General features: G+C 51.0%; 23 protein-coding genes and 1 CRISPR repeat array. Of the genes, 21 read left to right on the forward strand and 2 right to left on the reverse strand.

Going from position 1 to position 26,082, the window contains the following annotated elements; all coding sequences use genetic code 11:
• The first annotated feature begins 24 nt into the window (after nt 1-24).
• Nucleotides 25-1,315: a CRISPR direct-repeat array (repeat unit 32 nt; unit sequence GTCGCCTCCCACGCGGAGGCGTGGATTGAAAC).
• A 230-nt stretch (nt 1,316-1,545) separates the two neighbouring features.
• From mraZ to ftsZ, 15 genes are all read left to right on the forward strand, one after another.
• Nucleotides 1,546-1,977: a division/cell wall cluster transcriptional repressor MraZ gene (gene mraZ, locus M0Q40_07630; protein MCK9222477.1), complete on the forward strand. Its 432-nt coding sequence runs from the start codon at nt 1,546-1,548 to the stop codon at nt 1,975-1,977.
• Between the two features lie 2 nt (nt 1,978-1,979).
• Nucleotides 1,980-2,945: a 16S rRNA (cytosine(1402)-N(4))-methyltransferase RsmH gene (gene rsmH, locus M0Q40_07635; GenBank protein ID MCK9222478.1), complete on the forward strand. Its 966-nt coding sequence runs from the start codon at nt 1,980-1,982 to the stop codon at nt 2,943-2,945.
• A 90-nt stretch (nt 2,946-3,035) separates the two neighbouring features.
• A complete protein-coding gene (locus tag M0Q40_07640) occupies nt 3,036-3,509 on the forward strand; it encodes a cell division protein FtsL (protein ID MCK9222479.1) in 474 nt (157 codons plus the stop codon).
• Between the two features lie 24 nt (nt 3,510-3,533).
• Nucleotides 3,534-5,468 (forward strand): penicillin-binding transpeptidase domain-containing protein, encoded by a 1,935-nt coding sequence (locus tag M0Q40_07645; protein MCK9222480.1) that lies wholly within the window; start codon nt 3,534-3,536, stop codon nt 5,466-5,468.
• A 141-nt stretch (nt 5,469-5,609) separates the two neighbouring features.
• Nucleotides 5,610-7,100, forward strand: coding sequence for a UDP-N-acetylmuramoyl-L-alanyl-D-glutamate--2,6-diaminopimelate ligase (locus M0Q40_07650; protein MCK9222481.1), 1,491 nt, complete (start codon nt 5,610-5,612; stop codon nt 7,098-7,100).
• A complete protein-coding gene (locus M0Q40_07655; protein ID MCK9222482.1) occupies nt 7,085-8,467 on the forward strand; it encodes a UDP-N-acetylmuramoyl-tripeptide--D-alanyl-D-alanine ligase in 1,383 nt (460 codons plus the stop codon). The genes M0Q40_07650 and M0Q40_07655 overlap by 16 nt, the downstream gene beginning before the upstream one ends.
• Nucleotides 8,461-9,426, forward strand: coding sequence for a phospho-N-acetylmuramoyl-pentapeptide-transferase (gene mraY, locus M0Q40_07660; protein MCK9222483.1), 966 nt, complete (start codon nt 8,461-8,463; stop codon nt 9,424-9,426). Before M0Q40_07655 ends, mraY begins: the two co-directional genes overlap by 7 nt.
• 71 nt (nt 9,427-9,497) lie before the next feature.
• Nucleotides 9,498-10,592 carry a putative lipid II flippase FtsW gene (ftsW, locus tag M0Q40_07665; protein MCK9222484.1) on the forward strand — a complete coding sequence of 365 codons (1,095 nt, stop codon included), beginning with the start codon at nt 9,498-9,500 and terminating at the stop codon, nt 10,590-10,592.
• Nucleotides 10,593-10,595: 3 nt separating this feature from the next.
• A complete protein-coding gene (murG, locus tag M0Q40_07670; GenBank protein MCK9222485.1) occupies nt 10,596-11,708 on the forward strand; it encodes an undecaprenyldiphospho-muramoylpentapeptide beta-N-acetylglucosaminyltransferase in 1,113 nt (370 codons plus the stop codon).
• A gap of 150 nt (nt 11,709-11,858) precedes the next feature.
• Nucleotides 11,859-13,196, forward strand: a complete 1,338-nt coding sequence (gene murC / locus M0Q40_07675) for a UDP-N-acetylmuramate--L-alanine ligase (protein MCK9222486.1) — start codon at nt 11,859-11,861, stop codon at nt 13,194-13,196.
• Nucleotides 13,197-13,207: 11 nt separating this feature from the next.
• Nucleotides 13,208-14,137 (forward strand): UDP-N-acetylmuramate dehydrogenase, encoded by a 930-nt coding sequence (gene murB, locus M0Q40_07680; protein ID MCK9222487.1) that lies wholly within the window; start codon nt 13,208-13,210, stop codon nt 14,135-14,137.
• Between the two features lie 32 nt (nt 14,138-14,169).
• Complete coding sequence (gene murA, locus M0Q40_07685) at nt 14,170-15,426, forward strand: UDP-N-acetylglucosamine 1-carboxyvinyltransferase (GenBank protein MCK9222488.1); 1,257 nt, start codon at nt 14,170-14,172, stop codon at nt 15,424-15,426.
• Nucleotides 15,427-15,497: 71 nt separating this feature from the next.
• Nucleotides 15,498-16,214 (forward strand): FtsQ-type POTRA domain-containing protein, encoded by a 717-nt coding sequence (locus M0Q40_07690; GenBank protein MCK9222489.1) that lies wholly within the window; start codon nt 15,498-15,500, stop codon nt 16,212-16,214.
• A gap of 31 nt (nt 16,215-16,245) precedes the next feature.
• Nucleotides 16,246-17,469 carry a cell division protein FtsA gene (gene ftsA, locus M0Q40_07695; protein MCK9222490.1) on the forward strand — a complete coding sequence of 408 codons (1,224 nt, stop codon included), beginning with the start codon at nt 16,246-16,248 and terminating at the stop codon, nt 17,467-17,469.
• A 33-nt stretch (nt 17,470-17,502) separates the two neighbouring features.
• Nucleotides 17,503-18,558, forward strand: a complete 1,056-nt coding sequence (gene ftsZ, locus M0Q40_07700; protein MCK9222491.1) for a cell division protein FtsZ — start codon at nt 17,503-17,505, stop codon at nt 18,556-18,558.
• Between the two features lie 22 nt (nt 18,559-18,580).
• Here ftsZ and sigE read toward each other — a convergent pair whose 3' ends face one another.
• Both sigE and M0Q40_07710 read right to left on the reverse strand, forming a co-directional pair.
• A complete protein-coding gene (gene sigE / locus M0Q40_07705) occupies nt 18,581-19,306 on the reverse strand; it encodes an RNA polymerase sporulation sigma factor SigE (protein ID MCK9222492.1) in 726 nt (241 codons plus the stop codon).
• Nucleotides 19,290-20,273, reverse strand: a complete 984-nt coding sequence (locus M0Q40_07710) for a sigma-E processing peptidase SpoIIGA (GenBank protein MCK9222493.1) — start codon at nt 20,271-20,273, stop codon at nt 19,290-19,292. The genes sigE and M0Q40_07710 overlap by 17 nt, the downstream gene beginning before the upstream one ends.
• A 148-nt stretch (nt 20,274-20,421) precedes the next feature.
• On the opposite strand from M0Q40_07710, the gene sigG reads away from it, so the two are divergent.
• The 6 genes from sigG (at nt 20,422) to M0Q40_07740 (ending at nt 26,054) form a co-directional block, all read left to right on the forward strand.
• Nucleotides 20,422-21,204, forward strand: a complete 783-nt coding sequence (gene sigG / locus M0Q40_07715; protein ID MCK9222494.1) for an RNA polymerase sporulation sigma factor SigG — start codon at nt 20,422-20,424, stop codon at nt 21,202-21,204.
• 14 nt (nt 21,205-21,218) lie between these two features.
• Entirely contained in the window at nt 21,219-21,869 is a 651-nt protein-coding gene (spoIIR, locus tag M0Q40_07720; protein ID MCK9222495.1) for a stage II sporulation protein R, read from the forward strand.
• Between the two features lie 98 nt (nt 21,870-21,967).
• On the forward strand, nt 21,968-22,192 hold the full coding sequence (locus tag M0Q40_07725) for a YlmC/YmxH family sporulation protein (GenBank protein MCK9222496.1): 225 nt from the start codon (nt 21,968-21,970) through the stop codon (nt 22,190-22,192).
• Nucleotides 22,193-22,530: 338 nt separating this feature from the next.
• Complete coding sequence (gene nrdR, locus M0Q40_07730) at nt 22,531-22,992, forward strand: transcriptional regulator NrdR (protein MCK9222497.1); 462 nt, start codon at nt 22,531-22,533, stop codon at nt 22,990-22,992.
• The gene (gene pgeF / locus M0Q40_07735) at nt 22,989-23,780 is read left to right on the forward strand and encodes a peptidoglycan editing factor PgeF (protein ID MCK9222498.1); all 792 of its coding nucleotides are present in this window, start codon (nt 22,989-22,991) and stop codon (nt 23,778-23,780) included. The genes nrdR and pgeF overlap by 4 nt, the downstream gene beginning before the upstream one ends.
• Before the next feature lie 141 nt (nt 23,781-23,921).
• A complete protein-coding gene (locus M0Q40_07740; protein MCK9222499.1) occupies nt 23,922-26,054 on the forward strand; it encodes a DNA translocase FtsK in 2,133 nt (710 codons plus the stop codon).
• The last annotated feature ends 28 nt before the right edge of the window (nt 26,055-26,082 follow it).

The following is a 26,082-nucleotide window of genomic DNA, read 5'->3' on the forward strand; positions in this document are numbered from 1 at the left end:
CTGGATATGCTCCAGTTTGTGGAGGTCGCCTCCCACGCGGAGGCGTGGATTGAAACCTAACGTCCTTTGAGAATACCGTCGATAAAGTCTCGTCGCCTCCCACGCGGAGGCGTGGATTGAAACAAATACTCATACAAAGGGCCTTTCCCACTAATGTGTCGCCTCCCACGCGGAGGCGTGGATTGAAACTGAACAATCATCCGGACTACCAGGCGGGCAAATATCGTCGCCTCCCACGCGGAGGCGTGGATTGAAACATAGAATGGGCAGTCTCCACAATAGGCTGGGTTGTGTCGCCTCCCACGCGGAGGCGTGGATTGAAACTGCATAGCAGTTTTGACAACCAGCAGATACCTTGGGTCGCCTCCCACGCGGAGGCGTGGATTGAAACCGTGTGTATTCGTGCAACCGTCGGATGGCACTAGGGTCGCCTCCCACGCGGAGGCGTGGATTGAAACGCAGCCAATCACATCGAGTACGATGAACAGATACGTCGCCTCCCACGCGGAGGCGTGGATTGAAACGAGTTTATATCAATTCGCCAGGCGGTAATGTGTGTCGCCTCCCACGCGGAGGCGTGGATTGAAACAGACGATGTCTGAAAAGCTAGGCTCTACCTGGGAGTCGCCTCCCACGCGGAGGCGTGGATTGAAACCCTACGGAAGCAGATCGCCATGCTCGATGAACTAGTCGCCTCCCACGCGGAGGCGTGGATTGAAACCGTTTAGTCATCACCGTTCCTACAGAACCAAGATTGTCGCCTCCCACGCGGAGGCGTGGATTGAAACCCGATATGGTCGTTGAATCCACCGCTTGGTTTGGTCGCCTCCCACGCGGAGGCGTGGATTGAAACTGTGGTGTGGCAGAACGAAGTCATAGTAACTGCTGTCGCCTCCCACGCGGAGGCGTGGATTGAAACCGCATAGTCGTGGATGGATACAATCGGGTCGATGCGTCGCCTCCCACGCGGAGGCGTGGATTGAAACAATTAAGATATTGATAGCGCGCCTTGATGTGCCGTCGCCTCCCACGCGGAGGCGTGGATTGAAACTAGCTTTTGGACGTTTCCAAGCCCGCACCCAATGTCGCCTCCCACGCGGAGGCGTGGATTGAAACATACCGGAGGGCAGACCCATCCCAACAGTGCGCAGTCGCCTCCCACGCGGAGGCGTGGATTGAAACATGCCGAAGATTGCCGAGTTGCTCCATGCCGACGGTCGCCTCCCACGCGGAGGCGTGGATTGAAACGCCCTCCAGGGGTCTATTGCGCGATGCATAAGGAGGTCGCCTCCCACGCGGAGGCGTGGATTGAAACGACTCACCGACTGAGAAGGCCACGAAGAGTTTTTCGTGGTCTTCTCAGTTTTCCTTACTTCACTCAAAGTCTTGAGTCGCAAGACTTTTCCAAGCAAGGGCGTCTACCTTAGATAAAAAGTTGAAAAACAGAAGAAGGAATTTCAAACCGCATACCGAACATGTCTAGTACCGAGTGGGGGAAAGTGGGGCGAAGTGGTGCAATAGGCACTGAAGGGGGTGCAAGGGCCCATGTTCATGGGGGAATATGAGCATACGCTCGATAGTAAGGGTCGATTGTTTATACCCGCCAAGTTCAGGGAAGACTTAGGAGAGACCTTTGTTGCGACCCGAGGCTTGGATAATTGTGTCTTTGTGTACCCCATGGATGAATGGGAAGCCCTTGAACTGAAACTCAAGGCTCTTCCACTCACGAAGGCTGATGCAAGATCCTTTGTCCGTTTCTTCTTTTCAGGTGCTGCTGAATGTCAGCTGGACAAGCAGGGGCGGATAATGCTTCCAACCAATCTACGGACCTACGCAAGACTGGAGAAAGATGTTGTTGTAATCGGAGTATCTAATCGGGTGGAGCTATGGTCGAAGGCATCTTGGGAAGAATATATGTCGTTATCTGCCGAATCCTTTAACGAGATAGCAGAAAAGATTGTGGATCTGGGGATATAAAGTTGGCAGATGCGGAGGGAGTTACACTGAAGGGATATGAGCATAAGCCGGTAATGCTCGATGAGACAATTAAACTGCTTCATATTGAGAGAGAATCACAGGGCTGGTTCATTGACTGTACTTTGGGCAGAGGTGGGCATACTGAGGCTGTTCTGAAAGGATCCGCATTGCGGGTGATCGGTGTCGACCAGGACGAACAGGCTCTCCGGGAGACGAAAAAGCAATTAGCTTCCTTTGAAGAACGAATTCATTATCTACATGGGAACTTCAAAGACTTGTCTCGATTGGTGGAAGAGAGCGTACCCGATTTCCCGGGAGCCTTTGGTGTATTAATGGACATAGGGGTTTCCTCACCACAATTAGATGATCCAACTCGGGGCTTTAGCTATCACCACGATGCCCCTCTTGATATGCGGATGGATGTTACGGCTTCAGTCAGTGCCTTTGATCTGGTTAATGATTTAAGTGTTGAAGAGCTAACAAGGATTATCCGTCTTTATGGAGAGGAAAAATGGGCTGGACGAATTGCCCAGTTTATAGATGAGCGCAGAAAGAAAGCACCGATTGTGACTACTGGAGAGCTTGTGGAGATAATCAAGGCGGCTATTCCGGCCCGGGCTAGGCGGAGTGGACCCCATCCGGCTCGGCGGACTTTTCAGGCGTTAAGAATCGCGGTCAATGACGAATTGGGGAGCCTCGAGCAGGGAATAGAGGCTGCTTTTAGTCTCTTGATTTCCGGCGGCAGGCTGGCGGTGATAAGCTTTCATTCCTTAGAGGACCGGATCGTTAAGAATCAGTTTAGACGACTTGTCGGTGGTTGTCAATGCCCGAAGGACCTACCCTGTATTTGTGACAGGAAGGAGCAAGCTCGGATCATTACTACTCGCCCGGTACGACCGACCACTGAGGAAGTGGAGCAAAACCCCAGATCCAGGAGCGCAAACCTAAGAGTCATCGAAAGAATATGATTAATGGAAACTACAGGATTCTTCCAAATGGATTTGGAAGGGAGGGGAGGCTGACCACTCTCACTTAAGGGAGTCTTAGGCCATTAGAACATGGAAGCTACCGTACGCGAAATAATTGAAGATATGGAAGCACGGCCTACTCAAAAACCGCGTCACCGCCGCAAATTGAGCCCATATGTCTGTATCGGGCTGATGTTCATATTGGTGACAGGCATTCTATTAGGCTATGTGGCTCAGAAGTGGACAATCATTTCCCTAGGTTATGAAGTGGAGCATAGGCAGGCAAAGCTGAATGAGCTCCAGATGGAGAACCAGTACCTGCGTCTGCAAAAAGCCGCAGCCCGTTCTCCAAAACGCATAGAACAGTTGGCTAAAGAGCGTATGGGAATGGTTGAGCCGCTCAAACCGGAGCATATCGTGGTTGAGCTACCTACAAAGCCTCAATCCTCTGGACAAGTAGAGCCTGTCGTCGAGTCCAGTGGACTGCTAGCCACCATTTCCAGTTTCCTCGGCCAGCTCATTAGCGGAGATCAACCTGTTCAGGCTGGGAAGATTGGTCAGTAAGCGATCATGTCCGGGAGTGGTACTGTGCGGCAAGAGAACTACCTGCGAAGGATTGCGTGGCTCTTCATTCTTTTTACCGTGGGTCTTTTTGTGATCAGTCTGCGGCTTTTGTATCTGCAGGTGATTATGAGAGCCGAATTCCATTCTGAGGCTGCGCTGCAAAGGACCCATACTGTGAATGTGTCAGCCCTTAGGGGAGCAATCTATGATGCGAAGGGTCTGCCGTTGGCGGTTAGCGTTAAAAGTACCGGTGTATATGCCTGGAGTAGTGAGATCGAGGATAAGGAAGCCTTTGCTGAGCTTCTCGCCCATTATATAGATCTGGATGCCGGGACTATTGTGGAACGCTTAAAGAGACACAATGGAGCGGTTTGGCTTCAGTACTACTTAACTCCCCAACAGAAGACCGCCCTACAAGAGCTTGGTTTGCCTGGTCTTTACTTCTCCGAGACTTATCAGAGGTCTTATCCCAATGGTACTATGGCGGCCCATATTCTGGGAATCGTTGGTGTGGACAATCAAGGTCTTGAAGGGTTGGAATGGTATTATGATCGAGAACTACGGGGAAGTGCCGGGATGGTCCAGGTGGAGAAGGATACAGGTAGCAGGGTCATACCCGATGGTCTGATGAGGTACGTGGCACCCCGTAATGGGTTTGACTTAGTTCTTACTATTGATGCTATCTTGCAGCACATTGCCGAGAAAGAGTTGCGCCAGGCGGTTTTGGATTCCCAAAGTCGTGCTGGCACGATTATCATAAGTGAGCCTAGTACGGGAAAGATTCTGGCGGCTGCGGTGTACCCCGAGTTTGATCCAAACTATTTTAACCAAACTTCCCAAGCAGCCAGACGTAATCCTGTGTTTACTGCTCAGTATGAACCGGGTTCTACGTTTAAGGTCTTTACTATGGCCATTGCCCTTGAAGAGGGGTTAGTTGCATTAGATAGTCCCTTCATCGATCCAGGCTATGCCCGCATCGGCGGTATCACAGTACGATGTCATAAATCCGGGGGACATGGGTCTATTACCGCAGCAGATGCGTTGGTCCAGTCCTGCAATCCAGTGTTCGCATTGCTTGGCAGTGAGTACATCGGTGGCACCCTAATGTATCGATACCTTTCGGCGTTCGGGTTTGGTTCCAAGAGCGGTATTGATTTTCCCGGAGAGATCACCGGGACACTGCCCCGGGCTGGAACAATCGCCGGTGAAGCCGCCCGGTGGGCTACGATTGGTTTCGGACAGGGGGTGGCGGTGACCCCTATCCAGCTGATTAATGCCGTTAATGTCATTGCCAATGGCGGTACACTTTATCGGCCTTACTTGGTATCTGAACTGCGACATCCCGATGGGAAGGAAAGTAAGACGTTCACTCCCCAGGTGATCCGCCAGGTAATATCCGAGGAAACCGCGGCTTCGGTGGCCAACTTAATGATGGAAGTTGTAGATCGGGGAACCGGGCATAACGGTGCCGTTGCTGGCTATGCAATTGCTGGTAAGACGGGAACTGCAGAAGTAGCCGTCTCGGGAGGATACGGTCAGGAACGGATTGCCTCCTTCGTCGGGTTTGGGCCGGTGGAAGACCCTCGAATTTCAGTTCTGGTGATTCTCGATGAACCACAGACTTCGAGCAAATACGGTAGTGTTCTTGCCGCCCCGGTGTTTCAACGGGTGATGTCCCAGGCCCTAAAATACCTACAAGTAAATACCCGCAAATCCGAATTGGCTTCACTGGAAATCCCCCTCTATTCTTTAGATCGGGAAAAACGAGATCTAAAAGAGATTACCGGGGTACCCAATGTAATTGGGCGGAGTATGCGCGATGGAGCGATTATCCTCTCCGAGGCTGGATTCCGTGTGGAAATCCGAGGAACAGGGGTAATCTACCAGCAGGAACCTATCGAGGGAACAGTCATTCCCACAGGGGAAGTAGTGACGATTTACTGTTCTGTGGTAGAATAAGAGTCTTAAGGGGACCATCTCCCTCATAAAACTATTACTGGGAGGCAAACTAAAGTGGAATATTTAGGCAAGATAATGGGACCTTTGAGGGGCTCCAATTTTAGCTAATCATGTGCAGAGTAAGAACGGAGGCGTCCATTGATGGACTGGGAGGAATTGATCCAAGCTGTGCCTACAGCAGAAGTCTTCGGTGCTGATCGGCCGGATATTACCGGAATTGCCTATGATTCGCGACAGGTTCAACCCGGGAACTTATTTGTCTGTATTGAAGGCTCCCGGGTTGATGGGCACGACTATATTGACGAGGCGCTATCAAGAGGCGCTGTTGCGGTAGTTGTAACTAAGCCAGTACCGCTATCCCCAAGATTACCCAGTCTTTTGGTGTCCGATTCCCGCAAGGCCCTGGGCGTTTTAGCCCAGCGTTTCTACCAGGATCCTACAGCCCATCTTACGTTAGTCGGTATTACCGGCACCAATGGTAAGACAACTTCGACATACATGCTAAAAAGCATCTTGGAGGCGGCGGGGCATCGGGTAGGACTGCTTGGAACCATTGCTGTAGTGATCGGTGATGTGCAAATCCCCGCCCAACGTACCACGGCCGAGTCCCTGGACTTTCTGCAGTTAATAGATCAGATGCGCAACCAGCAGATTACCCACGTGGTGGCGGAAGTGTCCTCCCACGCTATTGCTCTAGACCGTATTGTTGGAAGTAGATATGCTTACGGATTGCTTACTAACGTAACCTTGGATCACTTGGACTTTCATAAAACCTTTGACGAATACCTCAAGACAAAAGCTTCGTTTTTCAGCCAACTAGGACAGGGTGCAGCGGTGAACTACGACGATGAGCACAGGACCAGCTTCATTGATAGCAGTAACGTGCCGGTGATAACCTATGGCTTGAAAGAGGGGGCTGACGTAAGGGCTCATCACATCTACTCCACCAATCGAGGTACCCACTTCGATGTTGAGTACCAAAGGAAAACAGTACCGGTGGAGATTCCCCTGGTGGGTGATTTTAATGTCTATAATGCATTGGGGGTCTTTGCCATTGCCTTACAGATGTCCATAGAGCCCAGAGCGATTACCAAAGGATTGGCGCAAGTTCCCAAGGTACCCGGCCGTTTTGAATCGGTAGAAGCGGGGCAGGACTTCTTGGTTATTGTGGATTATGCTCATACCCCCGATGGACTGGAGAACGTTTTGCTTACGGCCAGAGGCTTGGTGAGGGAGCACCAGGGCAGAGTGATCTGCGTATTTGGCTGTGGGGGTGACCGGGATAAGACTAAACGGCCCCAGATGGGGCAAGTAGCCGCAAAACTTGCCGATTATGTAGTCATCACCTCGGACAATCCCCGCAGTGAGGAACCGGAAAGGATCTGCCAGGACATTGAACAGGGAATCAAGGAGACGGGCGTTCCTCCCTTGGGGTATCAGAGGATTACTGATCGCCTTTGTGCCATTAAACACGCTATCTCCGTAGCAGAACCGGGGGACCTTGTTTTGATTGCGGGAAAAGGACATGAGACCTATCAGATATTCAAAGATAAGACCATTGACTTCGATGACCGTCTTGCGGCCAGGAGGGCGTTGGGAGAACGGGGGTATGACAAATGGAGTATACAATAGGGCAAATTGCTCAAGCGGTTTCAGGAACCGTACATTTTGCCGATCACGGCACTATTGTGAAGGGAGTCAGCACCGATACCCGGACCCTTCAACCGAGGGAGCTTTTTGTGGCGCTAAAAGGTGAGACCGATGGTCACGCCTACGTTGGAGATGCCAAGGGAAAGAAAGCCGGTGCATTGCTAGTGGAAAGCTCCTATCCTCTCCAGTCCTATCCGACAATTGCCGTTGCCGATACCCTGGTCGCCTTGCAGGAGTTAGGAAAATATCATCGGAAGACCTTTGAAGTTCCCGTGGCGGCGATTACGGGTAGTAATGGCAAAACCACTACGAAGGACATGCTCGCGGGGATCCTAACACAAAAGGGACCCGTGGCCAAAACACCGGGTAACTTTAATAACGAGATAGGCCTTCCTTTGACGTTACTAAGCATTGACAAGCAGCATTCGGCTGTGGTTGTAGAAATGGGCATGCGGGGTTTGGGGCAGATTAGCCATCTGGCCGATCTAGCCAAACCCCAGGTGGGTATTGTCACCAATGTCTATCCCGTTCACTTGGAACTGCTAGGCACCATCGAGCGGATCGCCCAAGCCAAGAGCGAACTTATTGCTTCGCTTCCTCCGGGGGGCACCGCAGTCCTTAATGGGGATGACCCTCTAGTCTGTGCCATGGGAAAACCCCATCAAGGTCCGGTCATTACCTTTGGCATGCAGCCATCCTGTACCCTTTGGGCTGAAGGATATCACAACCTGGATGGGAGGGCGGCCTTTACCCTTCATCTGCCGGAAGCCTCCCTTGACATTATTCTTCCTGTCCCGGGTTTGCATAATGTATACAACGCCCTAGCCGCAGCGGCGGGTGCTTTGGCCTTCGAAGTATCTCCGGAGCAGATTAAAGAGGGCCTTGAGCGTTTTGCCCCTAGCGGTATGCGCAGTCATATTGAGAAGATGGGACCAATAACCGTAATTAACGATGCCTACAATGCCAGTCCGGCTTCCATGGATTTTGCCCTAAGGATGCTAAAGGAGCAGGGCACCGCCGGGCGAAGGGTTGCGGTGCTAGGTGATATGTTGGAATTGGGTCCCATCAGTGAAAAGGCCCATCGGGAAGTAGGCAAAAAGGCGACCCAAGTACCGGTAGATCTATTGGTAACCGTGGGAGAACTTGGCGCGCTTATAGCCCAGGGTGCCCGGGGGGCGGGACTAACTGGTTCAAAGGTCAGGCATTATCTCAATGGCCAAAAAGTAGCAGAGGAGATCACAACTCTTCTAGAGCCGGGTGATCTGGTTTTGATTAAGGCCTCAAGAGGGATGGAGTTAGAGCGGGTGGTTGATGGTATTGCTGAGCGATGGGGGGAAGGGCAGTGTTAAGTGTTGCTTATGCCGCAGGCATAGCGTTTTTCGTGGTATTAATCCTCGGTCCCTCGATGATTACCTATTTGCATAAATTGAAATTTGGCCAGTCCATCCGGGAAGTGGGTCCAAAAACTCACCTGAAAAAGGCTGGAGTGCCGACCATGGGTGGGATCTTGATTATGCTGGCCTTTACGGTGGCAGCCTTCGTGGCTACACCAAGCTTTGAAAAACTGCCCTTTGGTCTTTTTGTTGCCCTAGGTTTTGGCATCATTGGGCTTATTGATGATTTTATCATTGTTGTCGCAAAACGTTCCCTGGGACTTAGGGCTAGGGAGAAGCTTTTAGGGCAGATCCTATTAGCGAGCATTTTCGCTTTATATTTGCTAAGTGACGCGGAGTTTGGCCCGGTGACCTTTGTGCCTTTCCGGGGAAATCTGTGGGAGATGTCGCCGGTCTTGTTTTTTGTATTCACCCTTATTGTTGTGGTGGGTAGTGCCAATGCCGTGAACCTAACCGATGGACTAGATGGTCTAGCCGCAGGTACTGTGGCCATTGCTGCCACGGCTTACGCGATTATTGCCCTGAAAAATGGTGATTTGGAGACTGCAGTCTTTGCAGGGGCGATCATGGGCTCTTGTGTTGGGTTTACCTGGTTTAATTCCCATCCCGCCCAGGTGTTTATGGGCGATACCGGTTCTTTGAGTCTAGGTGCAGCCTTGGCTGTGTTGGCTATGTTCACCAAAACACCCCTATTGTTAGTGATTATTGGGGGAGTCTTTGTGCTGGAAGCCCTCTCGGTAATGATCCAGGTCTCGTATTTCCGACTCACTGGTGGGAGGCGGATTTTTCGGATGACTCCGCTACATCACCATTTTGAGCTTGCCGGTTGGCCCGAGACAAAGGTGGTATTCCGATTTTGGATTCTGGGTCTGGTATTTGGTATTATTGGCCTGATTTCTGCGCTTATGGGATAGTTGACGCATGTATCTGCCGCCTTTGTGCATATATATCTACATGATATCAGAAAAGAGGGGAGGGGCGCACATTGAGTAGTCCACGACGGAATCCAGACATCGTGTTATTTACAGTTACATGTTTGCTCTTGGTTATTGGTGTGGTCATGGTGGCCTCGGCTAGCTTTGTGTTGGGCCAAGAGCTAGGTGATCCCTTCTTTTATGTTAAGCGACAGATTCTGTGGGTTCTAATTGGTGTATGCACGATGATTGTGATGATGAAGATAGACTACCATACTCACTTTCGCTGGGCCTTCGCGGGCCTTTTGGTCTCCTATGTACTCTTGGCCTTGGTGATTATTATTGGTCCTGAGATCGGCGGTTCACAACGCTGGCTCCCCCTTGGGGCATTTAGAATTCAGCCGTCGGAATTTGCCAAACTTGCCATTATAAATTTCCTCGCAGTGTACCTGTCGGTGATCGGAGAGCGAAGTAGCAAGTTTGTCCCCGGGATTTTGATTCCCCTATTCATTGTTGGGATTGCCTTCGTCTTGATTTTCAAAGAACCGGATATGGGTACTAGTGTACTCCTGTTGGCCACGGCGATGGTGATGTTGTTTGTTAGTGGTGCCCGCATGCTACATCTGGGGCTGGTGGTCAGTGCCGGCATACCGGCAGGGATCGTCTTGATTAAGCTTGAGGACTACCGCATGCGGCGCATTTTCTCCTTCCTGGATCCTTGGGAAGATCGTCTTGGATCCGGTTGGAATATTATCCAGTCTTTATTGGCCATTGGTTCTGGGGGGCTTTTTGGTTTGGGCCTGGGGCAGGGCAGGGAGAAATTTGGCTACCTCCCGGCGGCCCATACTGATTTTATCTTTGCGGTAATCGGTGAGGAATTGGGTTTTATGGGCACCTTTGGGGTTATCTTCCTGTTCTTCTTGTTTGCCTGGCGGGGACTGCGGATTGCGATTAATGCTCCGGATCATTATGGGAGTTGTCTAGCCGCGGGGATTACCGGAATGACTATTCTACAGGCGGTATTGAACATAGGTGTGGTAACCGGGATGTTGCCGGTTACAGGTATTACCCTGCCCCTAATTAGTGCGGGAGGTTCCTCCCTGGTGATTACGTTGGCGGGAATCGGCGTATTACTGAATATCTCGCTGCAGCAGACGAAGGTGTAAAACATGTCAGAAGTCAGGTTTGTCGTAGTTGCTGCCGGTACCGGCGGCCATATTTATCCCGGGCTATCCATTGCAGGTTCCTTGCAGGAACGGGTTAGCGAAGCGAAGATATCTTTTATTGGGCGCCCTAATTCAGCGGAAGAGTCGGCGATTACCAAACAAGGGTATGACTTCTATCCGATTAGGGCCAAAGCGCTACCCCGCAGGATTAGCCTGCAACTGCTTACCTCGGGGGCGATCCTATCGTATAGTACCCTTAGATGCATCCGCCTACTGCGGCATCTACGTCCGCGGATGATTATTAGTATTGGGGGGTTTGTTTCGGTACCGGTAGTGCTTGCCGCCCGGATGCTAAAAATCCCGGTGGCGATGCATGAACCCAATGCTCTGCCGGGGTTAGCAAACAAGTTTATGGCCAAGTACGCCCGGGTGGTGATGTTGGGGTTCGCTGGCGCAGCGAAATACATGCCCCCACAAGCAAACATGGTGGTGACCGGGACACCTATTCGTCCAGAGATCATGGCTACTACCAAGGAAGCTGGCCGACAAGGGTTAGGAATCGATAGGTCCAAGAAAATGCTATTGGTTGTCGGTGGTAGTCAAGGCGCCAAGTCGATCAATGAGTCCATGGAAGAGGCGGCCAACGCCTTTAAAGACAGACAAGATCTTGTGATCTTGCATCAGACCGGTCCTGGGCATTTTGCCGAGGTGTGCAAACGCTTCGGTGGTACAAGCGATCGGGCCATTGATGGTAACAGGACCATCGTACCCTATATCCAACAGATGCCCCTAGCCCTTGCCGCGGCGGATCTAATTGTATGTCGTGCGGGGGCGGTGACTTTGGCGGAGATCACCGCCGCTGGTCTACCCGCTGTTGTGATTCCCTACCCCTTTGCTGCGGAGGACCATCAACGGAAAAACGCCCTAGAACTGGTGGAAGCCGGAGCGGCAATCATGATTGATGATGGAGAGTTGACTGGTGAGGCATTGGCTAATGCGGTGCTAACGATTTTAGATGACGATGTACGATCTCATCGGATGGCCCATGCCAGTAAAAATCTGGGTAAACCCGCTGCGTTGCAGGAAATCACCAAGACCATATTGAACTTGATGTAAAGTGACTTGTTATCCCTGTGCTGGACAAGTTAGGTAGCAGGGAGAACTTTTCATACATAGTATGTAGTGGCGGTATACTGACACGAAAGGTGCGTAGCAGAAATGATGCTTTTCTCCCGGGTACACTTTGTAGGAATCGGAGGAGCGGGGATGAGCGGCCTGGCTATCATCCTATTGCAAATGGGCTGCCAAGTAACCGGCTCAGATCTAGCGGATTCTGAACGACTTGCTAATCTGAGACGCCTTGGCGCAAGGATCAAGATCGGACACGCCCGTGAAAATGTGGAGCAGCCTGATTGTATCGTAGTTTCTTCGGCTGTGCCTAAAGATAATGTAGAAGTACAAAAGGCCAATGCGGAAGGAATTCCCGTTCTAAAACGGGCTGAGCTTTTGGCTTTACTTATGAAAAGGCATCGAGGGGTGGCGGTGGCCGGGACCCACGGCAAGACGACCACTACATCAATGTTAGCCCTCCTGTTGCAGGAGACTGGGTATGATCCAACGATCATCATCGGAGGTGAATGTGACGATATTGGTTCAAATGCCCGACTAGGCACAGGATTGCATATGGTTGCCGAGGCCGATGAAAGTGATGCATCGTTTTTGTATCTATCACCTCACATTGCTGTGATTACAAATATTGAAGCGGATCATTTAGATAACTATAGGGATGCCCAAGCGGTGGAGGATGTGTTCCTGAAGTTTGTTAACAGGATTGTGCCCGAGGGATACTGCGTGGCTTGTACCGATGATGCCGGTGTAGGGCGTCTGTTGGCAAAGGCCTCATGTCCGCGGATTACCTATGGGATTAAGACCGGAGCAGTCCGTGCCTGTGATCTTAATCTGACGCCCTTTGGTTCTCGGTTTACGGTAAAAGAGCATGGTGTAAGTCTGGGGGAAGTCGCACTTAAAGTGCCCGGTAAGCATAACATATTAAATGCCTTGGCTGCTATCTGTGTTGGTCTTGCAGAGGGAATCCCTTTTGCTGACCTTGCTGATGCCATAGGCAAATTTCGTGGCGCAAGAAGACGTTTTGAAGTACTTACCCCCGGGGACGATGCGGACATTTTGGTTATAGACGATTATGCCCATCACCCCACGGAGATTAAGGCGACTATCGATACCGCCTCTCGGATTGGACGCCGGCTCGTTACTGTTTTCCAGCCCCATCGGTATAGCCGGACATCTCATTTTTTAACCGACTTTGCCGGGGCCTTTGCCGCTGCAGACACAGTGGTCATTACGGAAATCTACGCAGCTTCGGAAACCCCCATCGATGGCATCAGTGGAGAAGTCCTAGCTCAGAGGATGGGTTCTCAGCATAAAGATGTGGAGTTTGTAGCCAATGTCGACGAATTACCTGAGTTTCTAATGGGTAAGGTGCAATCTAAGGATTTAGTCCTGTTTATGGGAGCCGGTAGTATCACTAATGCAGCGCGTAGGTTTGCCCAACTGGTGCAGGGCAGTCTCGCCAAACAAGTGGGTTGAGGTGACCCTCAGTGTGGATTGCTAGTCTGCAAAACCTAGGCCTTAGGGTGCGCGTGGCAGAACCGTTAGGTCGGCACACCTCACTGCAGGTGGGCGGTAGGGCGGCTGCTGTTGTATCTGTAGATAATGTTGAGGAACTGGTCCGCTTAGTGGATCATCTGTTGCGATGGGGCATTAGTTACTACGTGTTAGGACGGGGAACGAACGTACTGGTATCAGACCGGGGCTTTCAGGGCGCAGTAATCAAACTGGGGGATGGGTTTGGTCGAGTTGATGTAGAAGGTGAGCTCCTGAAGGTGGGGGCAGCGGTACCTTTACCGAGGCTGGCAGTGGTCGCAGCCCGAGCAGGTCTAACAGGATTGGAATGGTCAGCTGGTATTCCAGGTAGTCTTGGTGGTGCAGTGATGGGTAACGCCGGTGCTTACGGCGGTACCATGGCAGATTTGGTGCAGTCAGTTGGGGTCTTCTATCCCGAGCGTGGGGTGATCACCCATGAGGCCTCAGCCCTTGGTTTCTCATATCGAAAGCTAGTCTTGCCCTTTGAAGGTGGGATCATTCTCGGTAGCCAGTTACGCTTGAAAAAAGGTGCTAACGAAGAGATTTGGGCCCGGATGGAAAACTACAAACTAGAACGTCGCAGAAAACAACCCCTCAAGCTTCCCAACGCCGGGAGCGTGTTCTGTAATCCCCCCGGGGATTATGCCGGACGACTAATCGAGGCTGCCGGGCTTAAGGGCCTGCGTGTAGGTGATGCGGCGATTTCGGATCAGCATGCCAATTTCATTGTCAACCTAGGGCATGCCACGGCGGCAGATATTCTCAAACTGCTGATCTTGATCAGACAGCGCATCCTGGCGGAAAAAGGTGTTGTGCTCAAACTAGAATGGAAGCTGTTAGGCTTTACTCCAGCCGAGGAGCGGGCATTAGAGATTGTAGCCTAATCCAGGATGGGAACTTGAGGGGTGAACGTATCTTGAGTAAGCTATCTATTGTTGGCCTAGGTCCTCTAAGAGGGGAAGTATGTGTAGGCGGGGCAAAGAATGCTGCGTTAAAGATGCTGGTGGCCTGCCTATTGACCGATGATGAATGCATTATTCATAACGTACCCCGCATCAAAGACGTGGAAGTGATGTTGGAGGTCTTACGATTTCTAGGCTGCGACGCAGATTTTTGTGGAGCTCATTCGGTTCGGGTTCGGGCCGAGGGCGACCTTGGATTTAAGGCTCCCGATGTATTGGTCCGGAAGATGCGGGCCTCAATTCAAGTTATGGGTCCTTTGTTGGCTCGGCTAGGGAAGGTGCAGGTGGCCTATCCCGGTGGATGTGCCATTGGCGAACGCCCCATCGATATTCATTTAGCGGGGTTTGCTGCCTTGGGGGCGGATATTGGTGAAAAAGAGGGCTACATTCTTGCCGAGGCAGGGAAACTGGTGGGTTGTGAGTTTTACCTAGACTTTCCAAGTGTAGGAGCTACGGAAAACCTGATTATGGCTGGGGTGTTGGCCCAGGGACAGACGGTACTGCATAATGTGGCCAAGGAGCCGGAAATAGTTGATTTGCAGGATTTTCTAAACAAAATGGGTGCAAAGGTAATGGGCGCGGGTACTGATCGGATCACCATACAGGGAGTGGAACGGTTATCTGGGACGGAGCATTGGGTGATTCCGGATCGGATTGAAGCGGGTACCTTCATGTTAGCCGGGGCGATCACGAAGGGTGATGTCTATGTCAGGCATGCAAATGTGCATCACTTGGAGGCCTTGCAGGCGAAGCTTTTGCAAAGCGGTGTTGCTTTGTCTTCTACCCCGGATGGTATTTGGGTCCGGGCCGGTAGGGCTATGTTACAACCCTTGAACTTGCGGACGATGCCCTACCCCGGTTTTCCCACGGACCTGCAGCCGCAGATGATGGCATTCCTGTGTACAGTGGCGGGTACGAGTATGATTATTGAAGGGGTATATGCCCATAGGATGAAACATGCAGCGGAATTACGCCGGATGGGTGCTTCAATTTGGGTTGAAGGACGAAGTGCGATCATTCAGGGGGGGAATCCCCTCACCGGCGCCAGTGTGCAGGCCTCGGATCTGAGGGCCGGTGCGGCTCTTATCCTCGCGGGACTGGCAGCCTGTGGGACTACCGAGGTATACGGATTAGAGCACATTGATCGGGGCTATGAGCATCTAGAAAGTAAGTTTCAAGAGCTGGGTGCTTGCATTACGCGTCTACCTTAACATCTTTACGCAGGGTTGCAAGAATGTGGTATAATAATTACGATTATCCTTGATGTAGGTAGGTTTTATATATGGAGCGGGGACAAGCACAGGATGGTAGATTCTTGCTGTCGCTGGCGATATTCTTAGCACTAATTGCCTTGTTTATTCTACTGGGCTCTCCGCTATTTGCCCTCCGGGAGATTATTGTCGATGGTGGTAGCTATTTTACCGCGGAGGACATATGGCAAATTAGCGGTCTTAGGAAGAATCAGAACATACTGATGGTGGATTTGGAACAGGTTCAACTAGCCCTATTGGCCGAACCTCGGGTTTCGGATGTATGTGTGCAGCTGATCCTCCCCCATCGGTTGCAGGTGCAGCTTGAGGAGCGGACGCCCATTGCATTGATCCCTTACCGGGACGTCTTCTATCTTGTGGACAGGCAAGGGCGGCTAATCGGTGCTGAGGCAACTGTTACAGAGTCCTTGCCCTTCCTAACCGGTGTGCGGTTGGACAATCCGGCCATGGGTACCAAACCAGTCAGCCATGAGTTGGCGGTAGGTATTACGGTGGCCAATGTACTAGATGCGGTTATTGCCGAGGGTGTATCGGAGATAAATGTTGCAGATCCCACCGATATTCGTTTGTATATGCGCAACTTGGTTGTGGTGAAGCTAGGGGATAGTCTAGAAATGAAGGAAAAGCTAATGGTCTTAAAGCCTTTACTTGCGGACCTAGCTAGACGTAGTGTTACTCCAAAACAGATCGATCTCTCCATTCCCAATCAGCCTGTGGTGCTGCAGTGAATGAGATCGCGATAGAAGGGCGGAGGAAGAGATGACCAGGGACAATAATGTATTGGGGCTGGATATAGGGACAACGAAAATATGTGCCATTATTGCTAAAGTGACCGATGAAGACATTGCGGTTATTGGAACAGGAATTAGCCCTTCCTTAGGTCTCCGTAAAGGTATGGTCATCAATCTAGACGCTACCATCAGATCTATATCCGAGGCAGTCAGTAAAGCTGAGCGGATGGCTGGCCGACAGGTAGATGGCGCCTATATTGGTATAGCCGGTGGACACATCGCCACCCGGGAGTCCTCAGGGATGATTAGCGTATCCGACCATGAGGTATCTGCTGATGATGTAAAGAGGGTACTCCAGGAGGCCAGGACCGTGCCCATCTCCTCGGATCGGACGATCATTGATGTGCTGCCTAAGGAGTTTATTGTCGATGGTGTTGGCGGAGTCAAGGATCCGGTGGGTATGAGCGGTATCCGGTTGGAGGTCAAGGCAAACTTGGTCATTGGGGCCGTGGCGGCCATTCAGAACCTGGCAAAGTGTGTACAGCGGGCCGGATTGAGTATTAACGATATTATCCTGCAACCATTAGCATCGGCCGAGGCAGTGCTCACTCCCTTAGAAAAAGAGTCCGGCGTGCTACTTGTGGATATTGGTGGTGGTACCACAGATATTGCTGTGTTCAGGGAGTTTTCTGTGTGGCATACAGGGGTGATTCCGGTTGGTGGCAATCATTTGACTAATGATTTGTCTGTGGGATTGCGGGTTGGGGCAAGAACTGCCGAGGATCTAAAGATTAAGGCTGGATGGGCTACAGTTAATCAGGCGCCCGATGGCATAATTCCTCAGGAGATCCTAGCCCAACAGGTTAAAACACCTCTACTTTACCGGGAGGTGGCTCGGATTATTGAACCGAGGGTGATGGAGCTGTTCATGTTGATCTTGCAGGAACTGAAGGAACGTTCCCTGTTAAATATGATTCCTGCTGGGGTGGTATTAACCGGGGGCACATCGAAACTCCAGGGACTTTGCGAAATGGTGTCGGACATGCTGGATCTGCCTGTTCGCCAGGGTTGTCCCCAAGGAGTATCTGGTCTTTCTAATACAGTAACCGATCCGAGTTGTGCCACCGGAGTGGGGTTGGTTTTACTTGCAGCCAACCAGGAATTCACTGCAAGTCCTCCTAAGCCGCCGACCAAGGGCTTCATGGACAGGTTGCGCTACTGGTTTGGAGAATTCTTTGAGATGTCCCGCTAGACTTTGCTACCAAATTTTGAGGAGGGTGGAGCCATGTTTGAACTGGAAATGGATAATGAGAGTTATGCAGATATAAAGGTTGTGGGTGTAGGTGGCGGTGGTAATAATGCGGTCAATCGGATGATCTTGGCTGGGTTACAAGGTGTAGATTTCATTGCCTTGAACACAGATGCCCAAGCGTTACTGATGTCTAATGCAAACCACCGCATTCGCCTAGGGGACAAACTAACCAAGGGACTTGGTGCTGGATCCGATCCGGAGATCGGCGAGAAGTCAGCCCAAGAAAGTAAGGATGAGATCCGGGCGGTGCTCGAGGGTGCCGATATGGTTTTTATTGCCGCGGGCATGGGTGGCGGCACCGGGACAGGCGGGTGTCCCATTGTGGCGGAGATTGCCAAGGAATGTGAGGCCCTAACGGTGGGCGTGGTAACCCGTCCTTTCTCCTTTGAAGGACGAAGACGGGCAAAACAAGCCGATGAGGGCATCAAGAAGCTAAAAGAACAGGTGGATACCCTCATCACAATCCCCAACGACCGCCTCTTGCAGGTGGTGGAGAAGAAAACATCCATGCTAGATGCCTTTTCCATTGCCGATGACATCTTGTTACAAGGGGTTCAAGGGATCTCCGACCTGATCACAGTGCCGGGGCTGATCAATTTGGACTTTGCCGACGTGCGGACTATTATGCTTAGTGCCGGTTCCGCATTGATGGGTATTGGCCGATCAAGCGGTGAGGATCGGGCGGTGCAGGCGGCAAGACAAGCCATTTCAAGCCCATTGCTTGAGGCTTCCATCGAAGGAGCTAAGGGCATTTTGCTCAATATTACAGGTAGCTCCAACCTGGGGCTTTTTGAGGTAAACGAAGCTGCCGAGATTATTGCCGAGGCTGCGGATCAGGATGCAAATATTATCTTCGGGGCCGTAATTGACGACTCCCTTCAAGATGAGATCCGGGTAACCGTGATCGCCACAGGCTTTGATGCTAAACAGGACATACCCAAACAAAAGGCCCGTCCTGCAGAAGTAGATTTTAGTGCGGTGGCCGGGGATGATGATTTAGATATCCCTGCCTTTTTACGACGCAGATAGGGTAATGCCGATTAGGTCGGCACTACTCCATCCGTCGCATCTCTTTTTGCAGCTTGCCGAGGATCTTCTTTTCTAGACGGGAGATATATGATTGGGAAATGCCCAAAAGGTCTGCTACTTCCTTTTGGGTTTTTTCTTTCTGGTGGTTTAGCCCAAACCTAAGCTCCATAATGGTTTGCTCCCGGGTGGTAAGCTTGCTTAAGGCCAAGGTCAGGAGTTTTCGGTCTACTTCCTCCTCAATAGATTTGCTCACATTGCTATCACAACCTAAGACATCGGAAAGCAGAAGTTCATTACCGTCCCAGTCGGAGTTTAGGGGTTCATCAATAGATATTTCCGCTCGGGTCTTGCTGTTACGCCGCAGGTACATCAGGATCTCGTTTTCGATACACCGGGAAGCATAGGTCGCAAGCTTAATATTCTTTGAGGGGTCAAAGGTATTAACTGCTTTAATTAGTCCGATGGTCCCAATAGAGACAAGATCTTCGATTCCTACTCCGGTGTTATCGAATTTACGGGCAATATACACCACAAGGCGAAGATTGTGTTCAATCAGGGCCCCCTTAACCTGTGGGCCTTCATCGTGCAGACGGCTCAGAAGGTCCCGCTCCTCATCGGGGGAGAGGGGAGCAGGTAGAGTCTCCGAGCTACCAATGTAATGGATCTCGCCGGGACGAAATCCGAGCCAAGCTAGAAAACGGATCAACAGAAATTGTAGATAGATTCTGAGCTTAGTAATTGGTTGCATTGACCGCTTTGCCTCCTTCCCGGGGTCCTAAGGTCTGGGCGGGTTTTTCCAAAGTCATCTTGAGTACGTCCGGGTGGATTAACGCCTGGTAGCTTTGATCCTGGGCAAGACGCTGGCACGTTAGTGCCACGACTACGCTATCTATGGGTATGGTTGTTTTGCCCGCATCTACCCAGAGGGCATCGGGACGAAACCCCACTAGCAGTCCACTCTCCTTCCCTAGGGAAGAGAAGGGGATACAGCGAAACCGGGTGGACCACTCCTTATTACTGTGCAGGCGCTCAATACCTGCCAGATCACCTTTTCCTGTCCGCCGGACAAACTCCACAGCTTCCCTAGGCAGGATTCCCTCCAATACGTCAAGCTCCATGACCACCACTGGTACCTTACTAAAGGGATCCCGTAGGTTATTCCCAGTATCGAGCAGGGCAGTGCAGCTGGCTGTGGCAGGACCGAATTGGACCTGGATTTTAGTTTTATAGACCCGTTGGTACAGCTGATCCTGGATGACCCCCCACCCTAGTTCCGCCACCAGTAGAATAGAGAAAACCGAGGCGAGCATCCCCCAGACCATATTGGGGTCTTGGGGTGTGCCAAATAGGAACAAAGCCGTAAGGGTGCCGGCTCCTCCACTGATCAGAAACACCAGATAAAAGTAAGCTAGAATGCGAAAGGTTCGGGCCCGGTTCTGTGGCAAGAAGCAAAGGCAGACCATCACAAGGGAGACCAAGAAAATTGTCAAAAGGGAACCGAAAAAGCCATAGTGGGGGATTGCTTGGTAATAACTTAGGCGAAAGAGGATAAAATATGTAGTACCAAAGGCGGCAGCTAAACTGATGCGTAATCGACTTGCCTTGGCCCGGGCAATTTCCTTAGTCGCCCAGAGTAACAGGTAATCGAATAGGAAATTGACAATTGCCCACAAGATTAACTGATCAATGTAGATCACTCGGATGTAGCTATTCATACGTCCAGCGCCCCTGTCCCAAAAAAGTCACCTATTATTAATAAATATTACCGTCCTATCAGATACATTCCTCCCTTAGAGATAAAAAGAATAAAGCCGGCCGAAGGTGGCAATAATGTGAATGCGGTGTTGAGGAGGGAGGGATGTCATGAAAATGCACAATAAAGTTGAAATCTGCGGGGTTAATACCTCGGAACTGCCGGTTCTGAAGAATGAAAAGATGCAGGAGCTGCTCAGACAAGTCAAGGAAGGGGACAACGATGCAAGACAGGAGCTCATCCGATGTAACCTCCGTCTAGTTCTCAGTGTGATCCAGCGATTCAGTAACCGGGGTGAGCATCTAGATGATCTGTTTCAAGTAGGCTGTATTGGACTAATGAAAGCAATAGACAACTTTGATTTGAGTCAGAATGTGAGATTCTCTACATATGCTGTACCCATGATTATTGGGGAGATTCGTCGCTATCTGCGAGATAATAATCCGATCAGGGTCTCTCGGTCCCTGCGGGATATTGCCTATAAAGCACTGCAAGTACGGGACCGATTAGCCAACAAGACCGGTGGGGAACCGACCCTCAGTCAGATCGCAGAGGAGTTAGGTGTACCTAGGGAGGAAGTGGTGTTTGCGCTGGATGCCATACAGGATCCCATCTCGCTGTTTGAACCCATCTATCATGATGGGGGCGATCCCATCTTTGTGATGGACCAGATCAGTGATGAGAAAGATGAAGATAGCAATTGGGTGGAAGGTATATCGATTAAGGAATGCCTATCAAGGCTTTCGGAACGGGAGAAGAAGATATTGACCATGCGGTTTTACGGTGGCAAAACCCAAATGGAAGTGGCCGATGAGATCGGCATTTCCCAGGCTCAGGTATCACGTTTGGAAAAGGCCGCCCTCAAAAACCTGCGTCGGCAGTTGAGTGTATAGGAGGTTAGGTAACCGTGGGAAAGACATTACGGATGAAAGTGGTGATCGGTAGCATGCTCCTATTGGTCATGGCTACTGTAGGTGTGTTGGCAAACTTGGTTTGGGAACCAACAGAGGATTTATCCGACCGCCTCATCCGACTGCATATTCTAGCTAATAGTAACGATCCCCTAGACCAACAATTGAAACTGCTAGTTCGGGATTCGGTACGGCTAACGGTCAAACAGCTTTTAGAGGATGTGGATACAAAGGAAGAAGCAGCTCAGTTGATTCAGGATTATCTAGACATGATCCAACAGGTGGCAGCGGCGCGGGTGTCCTCTGAGGGGTATGATTACCCTGTTGAAGTTCATATGGGTGTCTATCCGTTTCCCCATCGAACCTATGGTACCCTTGAAGTTCCCCAAGGAGACTATTTGGCCGTCCAGGTGGTCATTGGGCAGGGCCGGGGAGACAATTGGTGGTGTGTATTGTTCCCACCCCTATGCCTGATTGAAGATCAGGATACCCGGATTGTCCCTGAGAACACAACCCAGGCGGCTAATACAGAGCAGGTGAAGGTGCAGATTCAATATCGGTGGAAATTTAAAGACTATTTACCCGAATGGTTGCTAAGAAAGGGTGCAAGGTTTATGGAGTGGTGGACCACGGCTAAGGCCAATTAGCACACCCCCAAGTCCTCCTGCATATATTAAGGTATATGTAAGATTCCTACCAAAGGTGGGAGGGGTGGCTTGTGCAACTTAAAGCATCTGAATTACGCATGCGGGATGTAGTGAATATTGCCGACGGTCGGAAACTAGGATATATCTACGATCTAGATGTGGACCTGCAAACGGGACGGATCAATGCAATCATTCTGCCCGCACCCCAGAAAATATTCAATTTCTTTGGCCGGGGTGAGGATGTACAGATACCCATTGAGAAAATCAAGAAAATTGGTGTTGATGTGATCTTGGTCGAACTGTCTCCGACTGTGGGAACATAAATAGTAGACATAGTACTTATCTGGAAAAGCCGCAAGATCCCTGCGGCTATTTTTCTGTGTGCTGGTACTGGCCCAAAATCCTCTAGAATCAGCAGCATACCCCACTAATCCATTTGATATGGACAATCAATTGCAGTACAATACAGTTGGTTGGTTACTAGGATCTTAGATCTAGACAACCATACCGTCGGACGGGCGGGAGTTGATGCTTGGTAAGTACCAAGAATCCCCAGGATAGCTTGGGGAATCGTCAAAACTAGGCCGGGTTATGAGTCCTCCGGGGCGGAGGGAGCTCTTGCCGACAGCGCCCGGCCAACCTTTCACCTGGAGGGATGTCCGTGAGATGCCCCTTTTGCGGAGAATCCGGTAGTCGTGTGGTGGATTCCCGTACGATCCAAGAACGTAACGCCATTAGACGGCGGCGGGAATGTGAGCAGTGCAAACGACGCTTTACCACCTATGAACGCAGGGAAGAGTTTCCCTTAATGGTTGTGAAAAAAGATGGTCGGCGGGAGATGTTTGATCGAAATAAGGTCCTCGGTGGGATTATTAAAGCCTTGGAGAAGCGACCTGTTAGTGGCGAACAAGTGGAGCACATGGTCGATGAAATAGAGCGTAAGCTCTATTCCTTTGGTCAGCGGGAGGTTGCTTCCCAACAGATTGGCGAATTGGTGATGGAAGCACTTCGGGACACCGATGAAGTGGCCTATGTGCGGTTTGCGTCGGTGTATCGCCAATTCAAGGACATTAACCGTTTTCTGGAGGAACTCGAGCATCTATTGGAGGATAGAAAGGCATGAATTTGGCATTACGTCGGCGGGGAGAACTGGTCTTTTTGGAGGCTTCCGGTTCGAACGAAGTACTCCTTTGCGTCAGTACCCGGGGCGGTGGCGTAAGCCACGGCCCTTTTGCGTCATTGAACTTGGGACTGCATGTACAAGATTGTGCAAAGTCAGTAGTAGATAACCGCAGAAGGCTAGCCCAAGCCTTGGGGTTTCCCCTAGCACGAATGGTTTGCGCCCAGCAAGTCCATGGTACCAAGATTGCCATTGTCGGGGAGGATGAAGCCGGACGGGGAGCTTTCTCAATAGATGATGCCCTCTGTGGTGTTGATGGTATGCTTACAATGGAGAGAAACCTTGCCCTAACCTGTTTTTATGCCGACTGTGTGCCCTTATTGTACTATTGTCAAGATCCTGCCGTTTGTGGGGTGGCCCATGGGGGGTGGCGGGGCACCCTGGGGGGAATTAGCTCTTTAATGATCCAACAGATGCGTCGGGTATTTGGCTGCCGGGTGGAGGCTATTACAGTTGTGATTGGGCCGGCGATTGGGCCTTGTTGTTATGAGGTAGGGGAGGAGGTCCGAAGTCTGTTTGCGGAGCGTTTTTGTCCAACCGGTGGCCGGACATTGGATCTTGTAGAGATCAACCGGAGGATTCTGATTGATGCTGGCCTACCGGAGGGGAATATTATTGTTAGTAATTTCTGCACAAAGTGTAATGAACAACTGTTCTATTCCTACAGAAGAGCAGCAAATTCTGGGTTACCTAGTTGCGGGCGGCATGGTGCCATTGCAATGCTGCTGTAAAGGTATTGTTTGGGTTTTGTCGAATTAATTTGTGATGTCTAACTTGAGGTGATCAATGTGAATCGAGGCGGTCTTGCCACTAGTAACGAAGCCAAGACGTCATATTCCCGACGTCGTGGAGAGATCATCGGTATTATTGTCATGGCTATTGCGATTTTTGGCCTCATAGGTCTTTATTGGCCAGTTACTGGGATAGTGGGTGAATACATGACCAGGGCATGCCGGTGGCTTTTGGGGGCCGCCGCTCCCATTGCTCTTTTGATTGTATTTATCTGTGGTGGATCGGCCTTTTTTCGGGGTGGCGTCCGTACCTTTGGGAAAGTACGTACTTTGGGACTGGTCTTGCTTGGATTGGTGATCGTAGTGGTATTACACCTGGCGAAGACGCCTGTGTCCTTTCCCACCACCGAGGAGTACGTAAATGGTGGAGGTGTGGTGGGTAAGACCTTTGCGGTGGTTTTGCTCAAGGCCTTCGGGAGCAAGGGTACTTACGTAGTTCTTGCCGCCTTGGCCCTAATTGCCCTTGAACTCTTGATAGATACTCCCCTTTCCCGACAGACTAAGTGGGCTGCAGGTAAAACACGACGGGTGTTATCTGTAATAGGTAGGGGGTTAGCACATTTTGGGCGTGGTTTAGCTGAAGAGTTGCGGCAACTACGAGACTGGATGTTTAGACGAAAACCATCCCACGTTGACGAGCCTGTGGAGGATGTGGATCTGCTTCCCGAAGGAGCAAAACAGGAGACCATCCCATTAGATGAGGATGAGCTCTACGATGATGCTCTTGATGAGGAGGAAGAGGTCGTCCAAAGGACTACATCTTCTCGGCCTAAGAAGAAAGCAGGTTCTTTGCGGCTTCCTCCCCTGTCGATTCTAAGGAAGAAGAATCCTAAGCCTCCAAATGAAAAGGAGATCCAGGATGCGGGACAACATTTGCTTGCTACGCTAGAAAGCTTTGGTATTGAGGCGAAGATCGCGGATATTCAGCGGGGTCCGGTGGTGACCCGGTTCGAAATCCAGCCCCCCGCGGGGATTAAGGTCAGCCGGATTACTAGCCTTGCCGATGATATCGCTCTAGCCCTAGCCGCCCAGGATGTGCGTATTGAAGCACCGGTTCCCGGTAAATCCGTAGTGGGGATTGAAGTGCCCAATAAAGAGACGGATAGTGTATATCTCAGGGAGCTACTAGATTCAGAGGAGTTTAGAAATGCTACCTCTAAGCTTTCCGTAGCCTTCGGGAAGGATGTGGCTGGTCGGCCGGTGATCGCCTCTTTGGACCGGCTGCTCCATCTACTGATTGCCGGGGCCACTGGTTCGGGAAAGAGTGTGTGTATCAACTGCATCATTGCTAGTCTCCTCTATGGAGCAAAGCCCGATGAGGTTAAGCTTCTAATGGTGGATCCCAAACGGGTTGAACTAGCGGTATTTGATGGCATCCCACATCTTATTGCACCGGTGGTTACCGATCCGCGGATGGCGGCTACCGCGCTGAATTGGGTTGTTGATGAAATGGAAAAACGCTACGAGCTGTTTGCCGATGCTGGGGTGCGCAATATTGATGGGTATAACCGATGGGTGCAAGCCCAAACTGAGCCACCTGAAGAGGGTGAAGGACTATCGCTTTTGCCCCGGATTGTAGTGATTATTGATGAGTTGGCGGACTTGATGATGGTGGCGGCAAAGGACGTAGAGGAGGCCATTTGCCGCTTAGCTCAAATGGCCCGGGCCGCCGGGATTTACCTGGTGATTGCCACCCAAAGGCCTTCGGTTGATGTGATTACTGGCTTGATCAAAGCGAATATCCCCTCCCGGATTGCCTTTGCGGTTTCGTCAGGGATTGATTCCCGCACCATTTTAGACTGTGTGGGAGCAGAGAGATTGCTGGGTAAAGGGGACATGCTCTTCCATCCCATGGGAGCTTCAAAGCCTTTCCGGGCCCAAGGCGCGTTTGTCTCCGATGATGAGGTCAACAAGCTGGTGGCATATTGGAAAAAACAAGGGAAACCAGAGTACATTCAAGAGGTCACAGAACCTACTTCCATAGAAGGGGTTCTTCATGAAGAAGACGAGTTATATGATGATGCGGTGCAACTGATTCTCGATACGGGACAAGCCTCGATTTCCATGTTGCAGCGCCGGTTTCGGATTGGATACAACCGAGCAGCTCGTCTGATCGATATGATGGAATTGCAGGGTATCGTGGGTCCATCCCAGGGCAGTAAGCCTAGGGAAGTATTAATAATGCGGTCGTCGGATTACAGATCCTTGGAGTAATTGCTACCAGAAGCAAAAAAGGGGGGGT

The organism is Limnochordia bacterium, from assembly GCA_023230925.1.
Lineage (GTDB): Bacteria > Bacillota > Limnochordia > DUMW01 > DUMW01 > JALNWK01.